The organism is Aeromicrobium sp. JJY06 (genome assembly GCF_044069275.1).
Lineage (GTDB): Bacteria > Actinomycetota > Actinomycetes > Propionibacteriales > Nocardioidaceae > Aeromicrobium > Aeromicrobium tamlense.
Map to the genome: position 1 here is coordinate 1,943,895 of NZ_JBIMRD010000001.1, position 14,900 is coordinate 1,958,794.

At 71.8% G+C, this 14,900-nt stretch carries 18 protein-coding genes; 12 read left to right on the forward strand and 6 right to left on the reverse strand.

Features of this window, described 5'->3' with window-relative positions:
* The first annotated feature begins 15 nt into the window (after nt 1–15).
* Both ACGWYL_RS09455 and ACGWYL_RS09460 read left to right on the forward strand, forming a co-directional pair.
* Nucleotides 16–981, forward strand: coding sequence for an alpha/beta hydrolase (locus tag ACGWYL_RS09455; RefSeq protein WP_395487030.1), 966 nt, complete (start codon nt 16–18; stop codon nt 979–981).
* Nucleotides 978–1,805 carry an oxygenase MpaB family protein gene (locus ACGWYL_RS09460; RefSeq protein WP_395487031.1) on the forward strand — a complete coding sequence of 276 codons (828 nt, stop codon included), beginning with the start codon at nt 978–980 and terminating at the stop codon, nt 1,803–1,805. The genes ACGWYL_RS09455 and ACGWYL_RS09460 overlap by 4 nt, the downstream gene beginning before the upstream one ends.
* Nucleotides 1,806–1,903: 98 nt before the next feature.
* Here the strand turns inward: ACGWYL_RS09460 and ACGWYL_RS09465 are convergent, their stop codons facing one another.
* The gene (locus ACGWYL_RS09465) at nt 1,904–2,935 is read right to left on the reverse strand and encodes an aminotransferase class V-fold PLP-dependent enzyme (protein WP_395487032.1); all 1,032 of its coding nucleotides are present in this window, start codon (nt 2,933–2,935) and stop codon (nt 1,904–1,906) included.
* A gap of 54 nt (nt 2,936–2,989) precedes the next feature.
* On the opposite strand from ACGWYL_RS09465, the gene ACGWYL_RS09470 reads away from it, so the two are divergent.
* Entirely contained in the window at nt 2,990–4,018 is a 1,029-nt protein-coding gene (locus ACGWYL_RS09470) for an LLM class flavin-dependent oxidoreductase (RefSeq protein WP_395487033.1), read from the forward strand.
* A gap of 7 nt (nt 4,019–4,025) precedes the next feature.
* Here ACGWYL_RS09470 and ACGWYL_RS09475 read toward each other — a convergent pair whose 3' ends face one another.
* On the reverse strand, nt 4,026–4,583 hold the full coding sequence (locus ACGWYL_RS09475) for an isochorismatase family protein (RefSeq protein ID WP_395487034.1): 558 nt from the start codon (nt 4,581–4,583) through the stop codon (nt 4,026–4,028).
* Nucleotides 4,583–5,872 carry a nicotinate phosphoribosyltransferase gene (locus tag ACGWYL_RS09480; RefSeq protein WP_317628349.1) on the reverse strand — a complete coding sequence of 430 codons (1,290 nt, stop codon included), beginning with the start codon at nt 5,870–5,872 and terminating at the stop codon, nt 4,583–4,585. Before ACGWYL_RS09480 ends, ACGWYL_RS09475 begins: the two co-directional genes overlap by 1 nt.
* Before the next feature lie 65 nt (nt 5,873–5,937).
* Between ACGWYL_RS09480 and clpS the strand changes: the two genes are divergently transcribed.
* The 6 genes from clpS (at nt 5,938) to ACGWYL_RS09510 (ending at nt 9,594) form a co-directional block, all read left to right on the forward strand.
* Nucleotides 5,938–6,234: an ATP-dependent Clp protease adapter ClpS gene (gene clpS, locus ACGWYL_RS09485; protein ID WP_179425985.1), complete on the forward strand. Its 297-nt coding sequence runs from the start codon at nt 5,938–5,940 to the stop codon at nt 6,232–6,234.
* Nucleotides 6,231–6,794 (forward strand): DUF2017 domain-containing protein, encoded by a 564-nt coding sequence (locus ACGWYL_RS09490; RefSeq protein WP_179425983.1) that lies wholly within the window; start codon nt 6,231–6,233, stop codon nt 6,792–6,794. Before clpS ends, ACGWYL_RS09490 begins: the two co-directional genes overlap by 4 nt.
* A 78-nt stretch (nt 6,795–6,872) precedes the next feature.
* Nucleotides 6,873–7,352: a Mov34/MPN/PAD-1 family protein gene (locus ACGWYL_RS09495; protein ID WP_179425981.1), complete on the forward strand. Its 480-nt coding sequence runs from the start codon at nt 6,873–6,875 to the stop codon at nt 7,350–7,352.
* On the forward strand, nt 7,352–7,630 hold the full coding sequence (locus ACGWYL_RS09500) for a MoaD family protein (protein WP_179425979.1): 279 nt from the start codon (nt 7,352–7,354) through the stop codon (nt 7,628–7,630). The genes ACGWYL_RS09495 and ACGWYL_RS09500 overlap by 1 nt, the downstream gene beginning before the upstream one ends.
* Before the next feature lie 2 nt (nt 7,631–7,632).
* Nucleotides 7,633–8,580, forward strand: coding sequence for a PLP-dependent cysteine synthase family protein (locus ACGWYL_RS09505; RefSeq protein ID WP_179425977.1), 948 nt, complete (start codon nt 7,633–7,635; stop codon nt 8,578–8,580).
* A gap of 39 nt (nt 8,581–8,619) precedes the next feature.
* Nucleotides 8,620–9,594 (forward strand): ribose-phosphate pyrophosphokinase, encoded by a 975-nt coding sequence (locus tag ACGWYL_RS09510; RefSeq protein ID WP_179425975.1) that lies wholly within the window; start codon nt 8,620–8,622, stop codon nt 9,592–9,594.
* A gap of 3 nt (nt 9,595–9,597) precedes the next feature.
* Here ACGWYL_RS09510 and ACGWYL_RS09515 read toward each other — a convergent pair whose 3' ends face one another.
* Nucleotides 9,598–10,035: a MarR family winged helix-turn-helix transcriptional regulator gene (locus ACGWYL_RS09515; RefSeq protein WP_179425973.1), complete on the reverse strand. Its 438-nt coding sequence runs from the start codon at nt 10,033–10,035 to the stop codon at nt 9,598–9,600.
* Nucleotides 10,036–10,087: 52 nt separating this feature from the next.
* Between ACGWYL_RS09515 and ACGWYL_RS09520 the strand changes: the two genes are divergently transcribed.
* A complete protein-coding gene (locus ACGWYL_RS09520) occupies nt 10,088–10,504 on the forward strand; it encodes an organic hydroperoxide resistance protein (protein ID WP_179425971.1) in 417 nt (138 codons plus the stop codon).
* A 97-nt stretch (nt 10,505–10,601) separates the two neighbouring features.
* Here ACGWYL_RS09520 and ACGWYL_RS09525 read toward each other — a convergent pair whose 3' ends face one another.
* Together ACGWYL_RS09525 and ACGWYL_RS09530 are read right to left on the reverse strand one after the other, a co-directional pair.
* The gene (locus tag ACGWYL_RS09525; RefSeq protein WP_395487035.1) at nt 10,602–11,822 is read right to left on the reverse strand and encodes an MFS transporter; all 1,221 of its coding nucleotides are present in this window, start codon (nt 11,820–11,822) and stop codon (nt 10,602–10,604) included.
* Nucleotides 11,819–13,147 (reverse strand): GH1 family beta-glucosidase, encoded by a 1,329-nt coding sequence (locus tag ACGWYL_RS09530; protein ID WP_395487036.1) that lies wholly within the window; start codon nt 13,145–13,147, stop codon nt 11,819–11,821. Before ACGWYL_RS09530 ends, ACGWYL_RS09525 begins: the two co-directional genes overlap by 4 nt.
* A gap of 127 nt (nt 13,148–13,274) precedes the next feature.
* On the opposite strand from ACGWYL_RS09530, the gene murI reads away from it, so the two are divergent.
* Both murI and ACGWYL_RS09540 read left to right on the forward strand, forming a co-directional pair.
* Nucleotides 13,275–14,081, forward strand: coding sequence for a glutamate racemase (gene murI, locus ACGWYL_RS09535; RefSeq protein ID WP_179425966.1), 807 nt, complete (start codon nt 13,275–13,277; stop codon nt 14,079–14,081).
* Nucleotides 14,078–14,839 carry an MBL fold metallo-hydrolase gene (locus tag ACGWYL_RS09540; protein WP_179425964.1) on the forward strand — a complete coding sequence of 254 codons (762 nt, stop codon included), beginning with the start codon at nt 14,078–14,080 and terminating at the stop codon, nt 14,837–14,839. Before murI ends, ACGWYL_RS09540 begins: the two co-directional genes overlap by 4 nt.
* Nucleotides 14,840–14,900 lie beyond the last annotated feature (61 nt).

Genomic DNA, 14,900 nt, shown 5'->3' on the forward strand with positions numbered 1-14,900 from the left:
CCTAGGCTGTGCCCCGTGAGTGCCCCACTGCCGCCGCGGACCCGTGCGTTCGCCGCCCTCATGAAGCGCCTGGCCACCCCGGTCGAGGAGGCCACGGACTACGCCGAGCTGCGCGCCCAGCGGCTGCGGCTCATGGAGTCGCCGCCCGGCCGGCTGGTGTTCGGCCGCCCCGATCGGCGCGTGCGGACCGAGGAGATCGAGATCCCGCTCAAGGGCCGCACCCTGCGCGCGATCGTGCACCGCCCGACGGGCGTCGGGGGCCTGCGCCCCGCGGTCGTGAACTTCCACGGCGGAGGCTGGGTGCAGGGCTCGCCCGAGCAGTCGGCGTGGCTCGCCTCGCGGCTCGCCGCGGGCAGCGGCGCGGTCGTGGTCTCGCCGTCGTACCGGCTGGCGCCGGAGCACCCGTACCCCGCCGCCGTCGAGGACACGTGGGAGGCGCTGGGCTGGATCGCCGCACGCGCCGACGGCCTCGGGCTCGACGCCGACCGGCTCGCCGTGATGGGCGACAGCGCCGGCGGCAACCTCGCGGCCGTCGCGGCACAGCGATCGGTGAGCGAGGGCGGGCCGGCGCTGCGCGCCCAGGTGCTGATCTACCCCGCGGTGGAGATGTACGACAAGTTCGCCTCCGAGCTGCGGATGCCCGACGAGCCGGTGCTGTCCTCGGCCAACATGAGCGCCTTCGCGCACCTCTACATGGGCGACGCCTACGGCACCGAGGACCCGCTCGCCTCGCCGCTGCGGGCCACGTCCTTCGACGGGCTCCCGCCGGCGTTCATCCTGACGGCCGACCACGACCCGCTGCTCGACAACGGCGTCCACTACCGCGAGGCGCTGCAGCGCGCGGGTGTTCCGGTGCGCTACCGCGAGTACCCGGGCACGGTGCACGGGTTCGTCAGCCTGCCGGGCGTCTCGCCGGCCGCGACCGACGCCGCCTCCGACATCGTCGACTTCGTCGCCGCGCACGTGGTGGTGCCGAGGTGACCCGCCGGGTCCGCTCGGACGGCCTCGATCCCGAGGTCGACTACGAGGAGATCGCGCGGCTGTTCGGCCAGTACGACTTCCCGTGGGACCTCGAGCAGGCCCTGAGCTTCGCGCTGTTTCGCACGTACGCGGTCCCGTCGATCGGGCGGCTGCTGTACGAGACCGAGCAGTTCGGCACCGACACCCAGCGGCGCCACGACGACACGGCGCTGCTGCTGGGCGAGATCGTCGACCAGGGACTCGAGAGCACGCCTGGTCGCGCCGCGATCCGACGGATGAACCAGATGCACGGCCGCTACGACATCAGCAACGACGACATGCGGTACGTGCTGGCGACCTTCGTCGTGATGCCGAACCGCTGGGTCAACCGCTACGGCTTCCGTCGCACCACGCCCATCGAGGACGTCGCGGGCGTGAACTACTACCGCCGCCTCGGGCGCCTGATGGGGATCACGGACCTGCCCACGGACCTTGCCGGGTTCGAGCGCCTGCTCGACGACTACGAGGCCGAGCACTTCCGCTTCGACCCGCGGTCGCGCGCGGTGGCCGATGCGACGCTCGACCTGCTGACCACGTTCTACCCGCGTCCGCTCGCCCCCGCCGTCCGACGCTTCAGCATCGCGATCATGGACCCGCACCTGCGCGAGGCCTTCGGCTACGAGCACCCACCGGCCTGGTTCGAGCGCCTCAGCCACGGTGCGCTGGGCCTGCGCGGCCGTGTGGTGCGGCTCCTGCCCGAGCGCACCGAGCCGCGCCGGGTGCGCGACTCGAGCCGCATCAAGAGCTACCCCGGAGGCTTCCTCATCGAGAACCTCGGCACGTGACCCAGGTCGCACTTTCCCCAAAGTTGTGCGAACGTACAACTCAGGGTTCCTTCGGGAGGTGACGCCCGGCTCGGCATCCTCGGGGTGCCGACCGGGCGTCACGCACGCAGGGCGTCGACCACGCTGTCGAGGTCCTCCTCGTCGTTGTAGAGGTGGAACGCGATCCGGGCCGCGCCTTGGCGCACCGAGGCGCGCAGCCCCGCGTCCTGCAGGCGTGTGGCGGCGTGCTCGATCGGGATCGAGACGATCGCCGAGTCCAGCGGCGGCAGGTCCAGCGCGGCCCGCGCCCGCCCGGCGAGGTCGAGGTTGTGCGCGGTGACGGCGGCGAGGTCGAGCGTCGCCATCCACGCCAGGCTCGTGGCTGCGCCGACCACCGGGAACCACGAGGGGGAGATGTCGAACCGGCGGGCGTCGTCGGTGAGCCGCAGCGGCAGCCCGTAGGTGGTCTGCCACGGCGCGCCCCCGGCGTAGCGGTTGGCGTGGTGGGGGACGAGCCGCTCGACCATCCGCTCGGCGTAGGACGCCCAGGCGATGCCGGTGGGCGCCAGCAGCCACTTGTAGCTCGAGCTCACGACGACGTCGGCCCACGCGAGGTCGAGCCGGAGCCAGCCGAGCTGCTGCGTCGCGTCGAGGATCACGAGGGTCTCCGAGCCCTCGGTGGCGGCTCGCAGCGCGGCGAGGTCGACCTGCGCGCCGTCGGCCGACTGCACGGTGGACACCGCCACCACGTCGTGATCGGCGGCCAGCTCGGGCAACCGCTCGAGCGGCACCTCGGTGACGGTCACGCCGCGGCCGTCGTGGGCGGCGAACGGGAAGCTGACCGACGTGAACTCGCCCTCGGGGACCAGCACGCGCGAGCCGTGGGGCAGGGCGGAGGCCACCGGGCCGAGCAGCGCCGCGACGGACGAGCCCATCGCGACGGACCTCACCGGGACGCCGGCCAGGGTCGCGAACGCCGCGCGACCCGCCGCGATGTCGGCGTCGAAGTCGGGTCCCGCGACGGTGCCCGCGGCCCAGCCGCGGTGGACCCGTTCGAGGGCGTCGACCGTGGCCTTCGGTGGCAGCCCGTAGGCCGCCGTGTTCAGGTAGCCCTCCGGCCCGATGAACGTGGCCCCGAATGCCTCTCGCATGATTCGACGCTAGCGCGTGGGAATCGAACCGGTCTCTCCCGGGTTGAACCCGGTGTGAAGCTCTCGGTCCTGGATCTCGTCCCTGTCCGTACCGACCAGACCAGCGGTGATGCCGTCGCGGCCGCCACCGAGCTGGCGCAGACCGCCGACCGGCTCGGGTTCGAGCGGTACTGGGTCGCCGAGCACCACAACATGCCCGCCGTGGCGGCCACGTCGCCGCCGGTCCTGATCGCCCTGCTGGCGGCGGCGACCGAGCGCATCCGGCTGGGCTCGGGCGGCGTCATGCTGCCCAACCACGCGCCGCTCGCGGTGGCTGAGCAGTTCGCCCTGCTCGAGGCCGCCTTCCCGGGTCGCATCGACCTCGGCATCGGTCGCGCGCCCGGCTCGGACCCCGTCACCTCGTGGGCGCTGCGCGGCGCCGCGGGTCGTGACGACTCCGACATCGAGAACTTCCCGCGGTACCTCGACGACGTCGTCGCTCTCATGGACGGCCGCGGCGTGCGCGTGCCGATCCCGAACCAGCAGTACGTGCTGAAGGCGACCCCGGCCGCCGTCGGCGCCCCGAACCTGTGGCTGCTCGGCTCGTCGATGTACTCGGCGCACCTCGCCGCCGCGAAGGGCCTGCCGTACGTCTTCGCGCACCACTTCAGCGGGCACGGCACGGCGGAGGCGCTCGAGGTCTACCGGAGCGAGTTCCGGCCGAGCGACGTCTGCGACCGGCCCACGACGTTCCTCACCGTGAACATCGTCGTGGCCGACACCGCCGACGAGGCCGCCGCGCTCGCGCTGCCGAACCTGCAGAACATGGCACGCCTGCGCACCGGCAAGCCGCTCGCGCCGATCGACCTCGTGGAGGACGCGGAGGCGCTCGACCTCGACCCGGGCATGGACTCGCTCGTCGACTCGGGCCTGGCGCGGATGGTGGTCGGCGACCCCGACACCGCGCGCAAGGAGCTCGAGGCGCTCGCCGCCCAGTTCGACGTGGACGAGGTCATGCTGCACCCGGTGGCGTCCGCGCGCCGCGGTGCCGACCCGCGCTCCACGCCCGGCCGCGTCCGCACCCTCGAGCTCGTCGCCGGCTGACCTCGGGTCAGGCCGTGGTGACGCCCGCGGCGGACCACTCCTGCCGCACGCGGTTGAGGCTCTCCGGGGTCACGGCCGCGGTGAGGTCCTCCAGCACCCTGACGCGGAAGCCCTCGGCCGCCCCGTCGAGCGCGGTGGCGCGCACGCAGTGGTCGGTCGCGATGCCGCACACGTCGATCTCATCGACGTCGCGCTCGCGCAGGAAGTCGGCGAGGGTGCGTCCATCGGCGTCGGTGCCCTCGAAGCCCGAGTAGGCGGCCTCGTAGGCGCCCTTGTCGAAGATGGCGGCGAAGAGGTCGTTCGTGAGCGGCTCGTGCAGCTCGGCGCCGGGCGTGCCGACCACGCAGTGCGGCGGCCACGAGTCCACGTAGTCGGGCGTCTCGCTGAAGTGCGGGCCGGGGTCGACGTGCGCGTCGCGGGTGGCCACCACGAGCTCGTAGTCGCCCGCGGCGATCAGGTCGGCCACGGTCTGCGCGACGGCCGCGCCGCCGGCGACGGCCAGCGAGCCGCCCTCGCAGAAGTCGTTCTGGACGTCGACGACGACCAGGGTGCGGGGTCCGCCCATCAGTCCTCCTCGTAGATCGTCGCGATGGCGGGATCGCCCTTGGAGAGGCGTCGCGCCGACGCGGGCAGCTCGCGCAGCGACGCCTGGAGGCGGGCTCGCGAGTCCTGCAGGGTGGCCCGGTGCACCCGCTCGCCGGCCTCGACGAGCGGCACCATCAGCTCGCGGTCGTCACCGTCGTCACGGGGCTTCACGTCGATCCCGACGACCTCGGCCTCGGCCACGCCCTTGGCGCTGAGCCGGCGCAGCGCGGTCTTGCGGCCGCCGATCGACGTCTTGTCCTTGCTCTTCTTCGCGACGCCGAGCATCGCGCCGTCGGCGGTCTCGCGCGCGACCAGCTTGTAGACGAACCCGCTCGTGGGGGAGCCCGACCCGGTCACGAGCGAGGTGCCCACGCCGTAGCCGTCCACGGGCGCGGCGGCCAGGGCGGCGATCGCGTACTCGTCGAGGTCGCTCGTGACCGTGATGCGGGTGTCGGTGTTGCCGGCGGCGTCGAGCTGCGCCCGCGTGGCCCGCGCGACGTCGGCGAGGTCACCGGAGTCCAGGCGCACGCCGCCGAGGTGCGGACCGCCGACCTCGATCGCCGTGGCGACACCCTGCGGCGTGTCGTACGTGTCGACCAGCAGCGTCGTGTCGTGCCCGAGCGAGCCGATCTGCGACGTGAACGCGTCGCGCTCGGAGTCGTGCACGAGCGTGAACGCGTGCGCGGCGGTGCCGGCGGTGGGGATGCCGTAGCGGCGTCCGGCCTCGAGGTTCGACGTGGCGGCGAACCCGCAGATGTAGGCGGCCCGCGCGGACGCGACGGCGGCCTCCTCGTGCGTGCGGCGCGTGCCCATCTCGATGCACGGCCGGTCGCCCGCGGCCATCGTCATGCGCGTCGCGGCCGAGGCGATGGCCGAGTCGTGGTTGAGGATCGACAGGATCAGCGTCTCGAGGATCACGCCTTCGCCGAACGTGGCGTCGACCCGCAGGATGGGCGAGCCGGGGAACCACAGCTCGCCCTCGGGGTAGCCCCAGATGTCGCCGGTGAAGCGGTAGTCCGCGAGCCAGTCACACGTGACGTCGTCGACGACCTTCGACAGTCGCAGGAACTCGATCTCGGACTGGTCGAACCGGAAGTTCGCCAGTGCGTCGAGCACGCGCCCGGTGCCGGCGACCACGCCGAACCGTCGCCCGCCGTTGAGCCGCCGTCCGAACACCTCGAACACGCTGCGCCGTGAGGCCGTGCCGTCGGCCAGCGTGGCCTGCAGCATCGTCAGCTCGTAGTGGTCGGTCAGCAGCGCGGTCGACACCATGGGTTCAGCGTAGGACCACGCCGACCTTCGTGCGGGGGAGCGCGGGCAGGCACAATGGGGTCGTGACCACCCCCACCCCCGTCGAGACCGAGAAGCCGGACGCCGACCTCGTCGTCCAGCTGGAGGACCCGTGGGTGACCATCGTCTGGAACGACCCGGTCAACCTCATGTCGTACGTGGCGTTCGTCTTCCGGACGTACTTCGGCTACACCGAGGAGAAGGCCACCCAGCTGATGCTCGCCGTGCACGAGGAGGGCCGGGCCATCGTCTCCAGCGGCCGCCGCGAGGAGCAGGAGCGGCACGTGCAGGCCATGCACGAGTACGGACTGTGGGCCACGCTCGAGCGGAGCGACGCGTGAAGCCGTTCCGCCGCCGCCGGCGCGGCACCGTCACGGCCACGTTCGAGCTCAACGAGGCGCAGCTGCTGGTCAACCTGGCCAGCCAGGTCGTCGAGCTGCTCCAGGACCGCAACGGTCCCAGCGAGTCCGAGCCCGACCCGCTGGCGCAGCTGATCGGCATGACCGGCCCGGTGCAGCCGCCCGAGGATCCCGTGCTGGCGCGCCTGCTGCCCGACGCCTACCGCGACGACCCGGTCGAGGCCGCGGAGTTCCGCCGCTTCACCGAGCAGTCCCTCTCGTCCGTCAAGGTCGACAACGCGCGCGCGGTGATCGAGAGTCTCGAGGCGGGCGGGCTCGCCGAGAGCGCCAAGCACGTCGAGGTCGAGCTGGACGACGCGGCAGTGATGTCCTGGCTGCGCGCCCTGACCGACATCCGCATCGCGCTCGCCGTGCGCCTGGGCATCGAGACCGAGGAGGACGCCGAGCGCCTCGCCGAGTCCGACGACGAGGCCACGCTCGCGATGGGCGACGTCTTCGACTGGCTCGGCTTCGTGCAGGAGACCCTCGTCCACGTCGCCTGACCGGGTGCCGGCAGGGTCGGTGTCCGCACCACGGATGGGTGGATCGGGCGTCGGGACGCCTCGATAGACTCGGGAACCGTGTTGACCATCCTGCGCGAGCACGTGGAGGCGATCGTCGCCCACGCGCGCCGCGACCACCCCGACGAGGCGTGCGGCGTCATCGCCGGGCCCTACGGCTCCGACCGCCCCGAACGGCTTATCCCGATGCTCAACGCCGCCATGTCGCCCACGTTCTACGAGTTCGACTCCGGCGACCTGCTGCGCCTCTACCGCGAGATGGACGACCGCGACGAGGAGCCCGTCGTCATCTACCACTCGCACACCGCCACCGAGGCCTACCCGTCGCGCACCGACCTCAACCTGGCCTCCGAGCCGAACGCGCACTACGTGCTCGTGTCCACCCGCGACGGCGCCCACGAGGCCGGTGAGGTCGACTTCCGCTCCTACCGCATCGTCGACGGAACGATCACCGAGGAAGAAGTTCGCGTCGTCGACCGTTACACCGAAGACAGCACGACTGCGGGTCCCGCAGTCCCCCCAACCGAAGGTGACATCTGATGGCCGTCGAGGTCCGCATCCCCACGATCCTGCGCCCCTACACGGGTGGTGAGCGCGCCGTCGAGGCCGACGGCACCAGCCTGTCCGCCCTGATCGACGATCTCGAGGCGAACCACGAGGGCATCAAGGAGCGCCTGCTCGACGGCGCCGAGCTGCGTCGCTTCGTCAACGTCTACGTGAACGACGAGGACGTGCGCTTCACCGGCGGCCTCGCGACCGAGCTGTCCGATGGCGACACCGTCGTCATCCTGCCCGCGGTCGCGGGCGGCGCGGCCTGACGATGCGCTATGACTCGCTCGTCGACTCGGTCGGCCACACGCCCCTGGTGGGGCTGCCGAGCCTCTCGCCGAGCGACGACGTGCGGCTCTGGGCGAAGCTGGAGGACCGGAACCCCACCGGCTCGATCAAGGACCGCGCGGCACTGTCGATGATCCTGGCGGCCGAGGCCGACGGCACCCTCACGCCCGGCTGCACGATCCTCGAGCCCACCAGCGGCAACACCGGCATCTCGCTGGCGATGGTCGCGCGCCAGCGCGGCTACCGGCTGATCTGCGTCATGCCCGAGAACACCTCGGTCGAGCGGCGCCAGCTGCTCACGATGTTCGGCGCCGAGATCATCAGCTCGCCCGCGGCGGGCGGCTCGAACGAGGCCGTGCGGGTGGCCAAGGGCCTCGCGGCCGAGCACCCCGACTGGGTCATGCTCTACCAGTACGGCAACCCCGCGAATGCCGATGCGCACTACCGCGGCACCGCGCCCGAGCTGCTCGAGGACCTGCCCACGATCACGCACTTCGTGGGCGGACTGGGGACCACGGGCACCCTCATGGGGATTGGACGGTTCTTCCGCGACCACAAGCCCGACGTGCGGATCGTCGCGGCCGAGCCGCGCTACGGCGAGCTCGTCTACGGCCTGCGCAACATCGACGAGGGCTTCGTCCCCGAGCTGTACGACGCCTCGCTGATCGACTCTCGCTTCTCCGTCGGCCCGCGCGACGCCGTGCGGCGCGTGCGCGAGCTGATCGACGCCGAGGGCATCTTCGCCGGCATCTCGACGGGCGCGATCCTGCACGCGGCGCTGGGTCAGGCGACCAAGGCGGTCAAGGCGGGCGAGCGCGCCGACATCGCGTTCGTCGTGTGCGACGCGGGCTGGAAGTACCTGTCCACCGGGGCGTACGAGGGCACCATCGACGAGGCGGAGGACCGCCTCGAGGGCCAGCTCTGGGCCTGACCTGTTCAGCGCGCCCCGCGACCCGTTAGCCTTCGAGCCGTGAGCGACATCGTCGTGTTCTCGGGCAGTGCACACCGGAAGCTGGCAGAGGAGATCTGCAGCAACCTGGGCGTCGCCCTCAGCCCCTCGGACACCCAGCGGTTCAGCAACGACTGCCTCCAGGTCCAGCTCCTCGACAACTGCCGCCAGCGCGACGTCTACATCGTCCAGCCGCTCGTGCCGCCCACGCAGGACCACCTCATGGAGCTGCTGCTGATGGTCGACGCGGCGCGCGGTGCGTCCGCGGCCTCGGTCACCGTGGTGGTCCCGCACTACGCGTACGCGCGCTCGGACAAGAAGGACGCCTCGCGCATCTCGATCGGCGGCAAGCTGGTGGCCGACATGATGGCCACGGCCGGCGTCAACCGCGTCGTCACCATGACCCTCCACGCCCCGCAGGTGCACGGCTTCTTCTCGATGCCGGTCGACCACCTCACGGCTCTCGGCGAGCTCGCCGAGCACTACCGGGCGCAGGACCTCAGCAACGCGATCGTCGTCTCGCCCGACTTCGGCAACGCCAAGACGGCCTCGCAGTTCGCCCGCCTGCTGGGCCTGCCCGTGGCCGCCGGCAGCAAGCAGCGCAAGGCCGACGACAAGGTCGTCATCGACACCATCGTGGGCGACGTCGCGGGCAAGCGAGCGATCGTCCTCGACGACGAGATCGCCACGGGCGGCTCGATCATCGAGCTCATGGACAAGCTGGCCGAGTCCGGTGTCACCGAGGCCTCCGTCGCCTGCACCCACGGCCTCTTCGCGGGCAAGGCGGTCGAGCGACTGCGCTCGCACCCCGCGATCACCGAGGTCGTCACGACCGACACGGTCCCGGCGCCGGCCGACTGGCCCGAGCTCACGGTGCGCTCGGTGGCGCCGCTGTTCGCCGAGGCCATCGCGCGCATCCACGCGGGCGAGTCGGTCTCCAGCCTGTTCGACGGGGTGGATCCGGCGCACGCGCCGCCGCAGCCCAAGCTGTTCTGAGGCTCAGCCCTCCAGCTCGGCGATGAGGCGGTCGAGCAGTCCGCGCAGGGCGCGACCGTCGGCCGCCGACATCCCCATGCCCTCCACCAGGCGGGCGGGCACGTCGGCCACGCGCTCGCGCAGCGCCCAGCCCTGCTCGGTGGCGGAGACGAGCACGCGACGCTCGTCGGTCCGATCGCGGGCGCGGGTCACGAGCCCGGCGGCCTCCAGGCGCTTGAGCAGGGGAGTGAGGGTGCCCGAGTCCAGGTGCAGACGCGCGCCGAGCTCCCCGACGCCGAGCGGCGCGTCGGACTCCCACAGCGCCAGCAGGCACAGGTACTGCGGGTAGGTGAGGCCCACCTCGGCGAGGAGGTCCGTGTAGCGACGGGTCACGGCGCGGGAGGCGGCGTACAGCGGCAGGCAGAGCTGCTGGTCGAGCGCGAGCTGCGGGTAGTCGTCCACGACTCCAGACTAGACCTTGCGGCAATCAATTGCGCGCAATACAGTTGTGGACATGAAACCTCTCTACACCGCCAGCGCCGTCGCGACCGGTGACGGCCGCAACGGTCACGTCGAGTCCACCGATGGCATCCTGATTGCCGACGTCCGCGCCCCCAAGGAGCTCGGCGGAGCCGGAGGGGCCACGAACCCCGAGCAGCTCTTCGCCGCCGGCTACGCCGCGTGCTTCCACTCCGCCCTGCGCACGGTCGCCAAGCGCTCCGGCGCCGACGTCACCGACTCCGAGGTCGTCGCCGACGTCTCGATCGGCGAGAACGGCACGGGCGGCTTCGGCCTGGCCGTGGCCCTCGAGGTCACGCTGCCGAACGTCAGCCGCGAGGAGGCCGAGAAGCTCGTCGAGCAGGCCCACCAGGTCTGCCCGTACTCCAACGCCACGCGCGGCAACGTCGAGGTCGACCTCAGCGTCGCCTGACCGCCGCCGCCTTCCGCCCCCACCTCTGGAACGGGATGGACGCCTTCGCTCCGCGAAAACGTGTCAACCGTTCCAGAAGTGGGGGCGTCCGTGCGTCTCAGCGCACGCCGCGGATGCGCACGACGGCCAGAGCGCCGGCGAGTCCGACGAGGGCGGCCGTGACGTAGAGGGTCGTGTAGCCGCCCAGCGAGGTCACGATGACCGCGGCGACCACGGGCGCGAGCACCTGCGGCAGGGCATTGGCGATGTTGATGACGCCGAGGTCCTTGGCGAACCCCGCCTCGTCGGGCAGGACCTCGGTGATGATCGCCAGGTCGACGGCGATGAACGCCCCGAAGCCCACGCCCAGCACCACGGCGGCCACGAGCACGCCGGGCCACGTCTGCCAGAACGCCAGCAGCAGCGCGGCCACCGCCATCACGACGCCGGCCCACACGACGAAGACCTTGCGGCGCTCGACGCGGTCGGACCAGCGCCCGGCGACCACGGCCGAGATCGCGACCACCACTGAGTTCACCGCGATGACGACGAAGACGCCGCCGTCCGGGTCCTCCACGCCGACCGCGTCCTGCAGGAAGTAGAAGAGGTACAGCGTCGCGATCGCGTTGCCGAGGTTGACGACGAAGCGGGTCAGCCACGCCCACGCGAAGTCGGGATGCCGGCTGGGGGAGATCCAGAACGACCGCGCGAACGCGCGAGTCGACCACGGCACGCGCTCGGGGCGCGGCTCGTCGTGGCTGCGCACGAGGTACGGCAGGGCGCTCAGCAGCAGGAAGGCGGCGCACGCGAGGTAGCCCGCGCGGGTGCCGCCGAAGGCGATCGCGAGCCCCGCACCGACGAGGATGCCGAGCGTCTGGCCCAGCCCGACGAGCCCGCCGGCCCACGCGCGCTGGGCGACCGGCACCCGATCGGGCAGGGTCGCCGTGATCGAGGCCAGCGAGGCGTTGACCGAGGCCTGCACGAGGCACCACCCGACGACGACCTGCCAGAACTCGCTGGCGCCGGACAGGATCGTCAGGCCCAGCGCGCCGACCACCGAGCCGGCCGTGATCCACGGGACCCGCCGGCCGAAGCGCGACCGGGTGCGGTCGGACAGCGCGCCGAACAGCGGATTGGCCACCATCGAGATCGCCGCCCCGATGCCCGTGACGATCGCGAGCGCCGTCTCCTTGCCGTCGCCGACGATCGCCTCGGTCTGCTGGGGCAGCAGCACCGCGAGGGGGCCGAAGAACGCGACGTACGTGCCGAGGTTGACGACCGCGACCGACAGCAGCCACGGCAGGCGCACGGGCGCCCGTCGCGCGACGGGCGTGGTCATCGGTCCCGCTGCGCGTCGATCACCGACCGGTACCAGGCGAACGAGTCCTTCGGGATGCGCTGCTGCGTCTCGTAGTCGACGTACGTGAGGCCGAAGCGCTGCGAGTACCCCTCGGCCCACTCGAAGTTGTCCATGAACGACCAGTGGAAGTAGCCGCGCACGTCGACCCCGGAGTCGATCGCGTCGTGCAGGGCGCCGAGGTGCGCAGCGGTGTAGTCGATCCGGCGCTGGTCGCGGACCCGGCCGTCCTCGCCGGGCGTCTCGTTGAACGCGCCACCGTTCTCGGTGATGAGGATCGGCGGCAGCGCGTCGCCGTAGGTGTCCTTCAGTCCCGTCAACATCCGCGTGAAGCCCTCGGGGATGATCGGCCAGCCGAAGTCGTTGTACTCCAGCCCCTCGGGCGTGACCATCTCGAACGGGATCTCGGCACCGGGCTCGGCCGCGGCGACGTACTGCGGGTTGTACGAGTTGACGCCCAGGAAGTCGATCGGCTGCGAGATCAGCTCGAGGTCGCCGTCCTGCGCGACGGGGTCGACGATCCCGGCCAGCGGCCACGTGCCCCGCAGGATCGGGTCGAGGAACGCGCGGTTGTAGATCAGGTCGAACAGGCCCGCGGCGTCGCGGTGCTCCGGAGTGTCCTCGATCGGCAGCACCTCGCAGTGGTTGTTCGCCGGTCCCACCTGCTGCGCCCCGGCCGCGCGCAGCGCCTGCACCGACCGGCCGTGGGCGAGCAGCTGGTGCCAGGCCACCTGGAGCGCGCCGAATCCGAGCTCCTTGCCCGGCGCGTGGATGCCGGTGGCGTGACCGAGCAGGGTGAACACCACGGTCTCGTTGAGCGTGAACCAGCGCGTCACGCGGTCGGAGAGGCGCTCGCCGACGATCCGCGCGTACTCGGCGAACCGGTCGGCGATGTCCCGGTTCTCCCAGCCGCCGCCCGCCTCGAGCGCCAGCGGCGAGTCCCAGTGGAACAGCGTCGCGCTGGGCTCGATGCCGTGCTCCAGCAGGGTGTCGACGAGCCGGTCGTAGAAGTCGAGCCCGCGTGGCTCGACCGTCACGCCGTCGGGCTGGATCCGCGGCCAGGCGATCGAGAAGCGGTACGCGTCCACCCCGAGGTCGGCCATGAGAGCCACGTCCTCGCGGTAGCGGTGGTAGTGGTCGCAGGCCACGTCGCCCGTGTCGCCGTTCAGGATGCGGCCGGGAGTGTGGCTGAACTCGTCCCACACCGAGCGCCCGCGGCCGTCCTCGTCGACCGCCCCCTCGATCTGGTACGAGGCGGTCGAGACGCCCCAGGTGAAGTCGGGTCCGAAGTGAGGCAGATCACGCATGCGCCCATCCTGCACCGAAACCTGCACCCGCGGGGGACCCTCGGCGACACCGTCGTCTCGCCGTGATGACGGACCTCACGCCCGTTCGATTGCCCGTCGGGGCGGCGAGGTGTCTACCCTCTGACGTGTGAGCGACGCACCCATCGGCATCTTCGACTCGGGCTTCGGAGGCCTCACGGTCGCCCGGGCCGTGCTCGACCAGCTGCCGCACGAGCCGATCGTCTACCTCGGCGACACGGCCCGGCAGCCCTACGGGCCGAAGCCGATCTCCGAGGTCCGCGAGTACGCCCTCGAGTGCCTCGACCACCTCGTCGCGCTGGGCGTGAAGGCCCTCGTGATCGCGTGCAACTCCGCGAGCGCCGCCGTCCTGCGCGACGCGCGCGAGCGCTACGACGTCCCCGTGGTCGAGGTGATCCTGCCCGCCACGCGCCGCGCCGTGAACGCCACGCGCAACGGCCGGGTCGGCGTCATCTGCACCGCCGCCACCGCCACGTCGGGCGCCTACGACGACGCGTTCGCCGCCAATCCCGGCATCGACCTGCACACCAGCACGTGCCCGCGCTTCGTCGAGTTCGTCGAGGCCGGCATCACCGGCGGGCCCGAGCTGATCGCCGTCGCGCAGGAGTACCTCGCGCCCCTCCAGGAGGCCGGTGTCGACACGCTCGTGCTCGGCTGCACCCACTATCCGCTCCTGACGGGCGTCCTCGCGTACGTGATGGGCGATAGCGTGACCCTCGTGTCCAGTGCGGAGGAGACCGCGAAGGACGTGTACCGCCTGCTGGCGTCGCACGGCCTCGAGCGCGACGGCGCGCTGCCGCCGCCCGAGCACCGCTTCCTCACCACGGGGCACCCCGCCGAGTTCGCCGACCTCGGCCGTCGCTTCCTCGGTCCCGAGGTCGAGTCGGTCGACCAGTTCGCCTGGGTGGCCACGTGAGGCTCACGATCGTCGGCTGCTCCGGCTCCTTCCCCGGACCCGAGTCGGCCGCCAGCTGCTACCTCGTGGAGGCCCCGTTCGAGGGCCGCACGTTCCGGCTGCTGCTCGACCTCGGCTCCGGCGCCCTCGGGCCGCTGCAGGACGTCATCGACCTGCGTGACATCGATGCGATCAGCCTGTCGCACCTGCACGCCGACCACTGCTTCGACATGAGCGGCCTCTACGTCGTGCGCAAGTACCACCCGTCGGGCCCGCCGCCGAAGATCCCGGTCTACGCGCCGCCCGGCAGCGACTGGCAGCTGTCCAACGCCTACGGCACCACGGCCCCCAACGGGATGACCCTGCCGTTCGAGTTCCACGAGCTGGCCGACGGCCTCGAGACCACGATCGGGCCGTTCACGCTCAAGGCCCGGCGCACCCCGCACCCCGTCGAGGCCTACGCCGTCCGGATCGAGCACGAGGGCAGCGTCCTGGTGTACTCCGGCGACACCGGACCCGACGACGACCTGGCCGACTTCGCCTCCGGCGCCGACGTGTTCCTGTGCGAGGCGTCGTTCGTCGAGTCGGCCGAGAACCCGCCCGACCTGCACCTCACCGGCGCCGACGCGGGCCGCCTCGCCACCAAGGCGCAGAGCGCGCGACTGCTGCTGACGCACATCCCGCCGTGGACCGACCGCGCCGAGGTCGAGGCCGACCTGCTCACCACCTACACCGGCGACTACACGCTCGTGCGATCGGGTGACGTAGTCGAGTTGTAACTCTCCGGGGCATTGCCCTGGTGGGGCGCCAGAGGGTTAAGTGACTCTCGGTGCCCAGCCA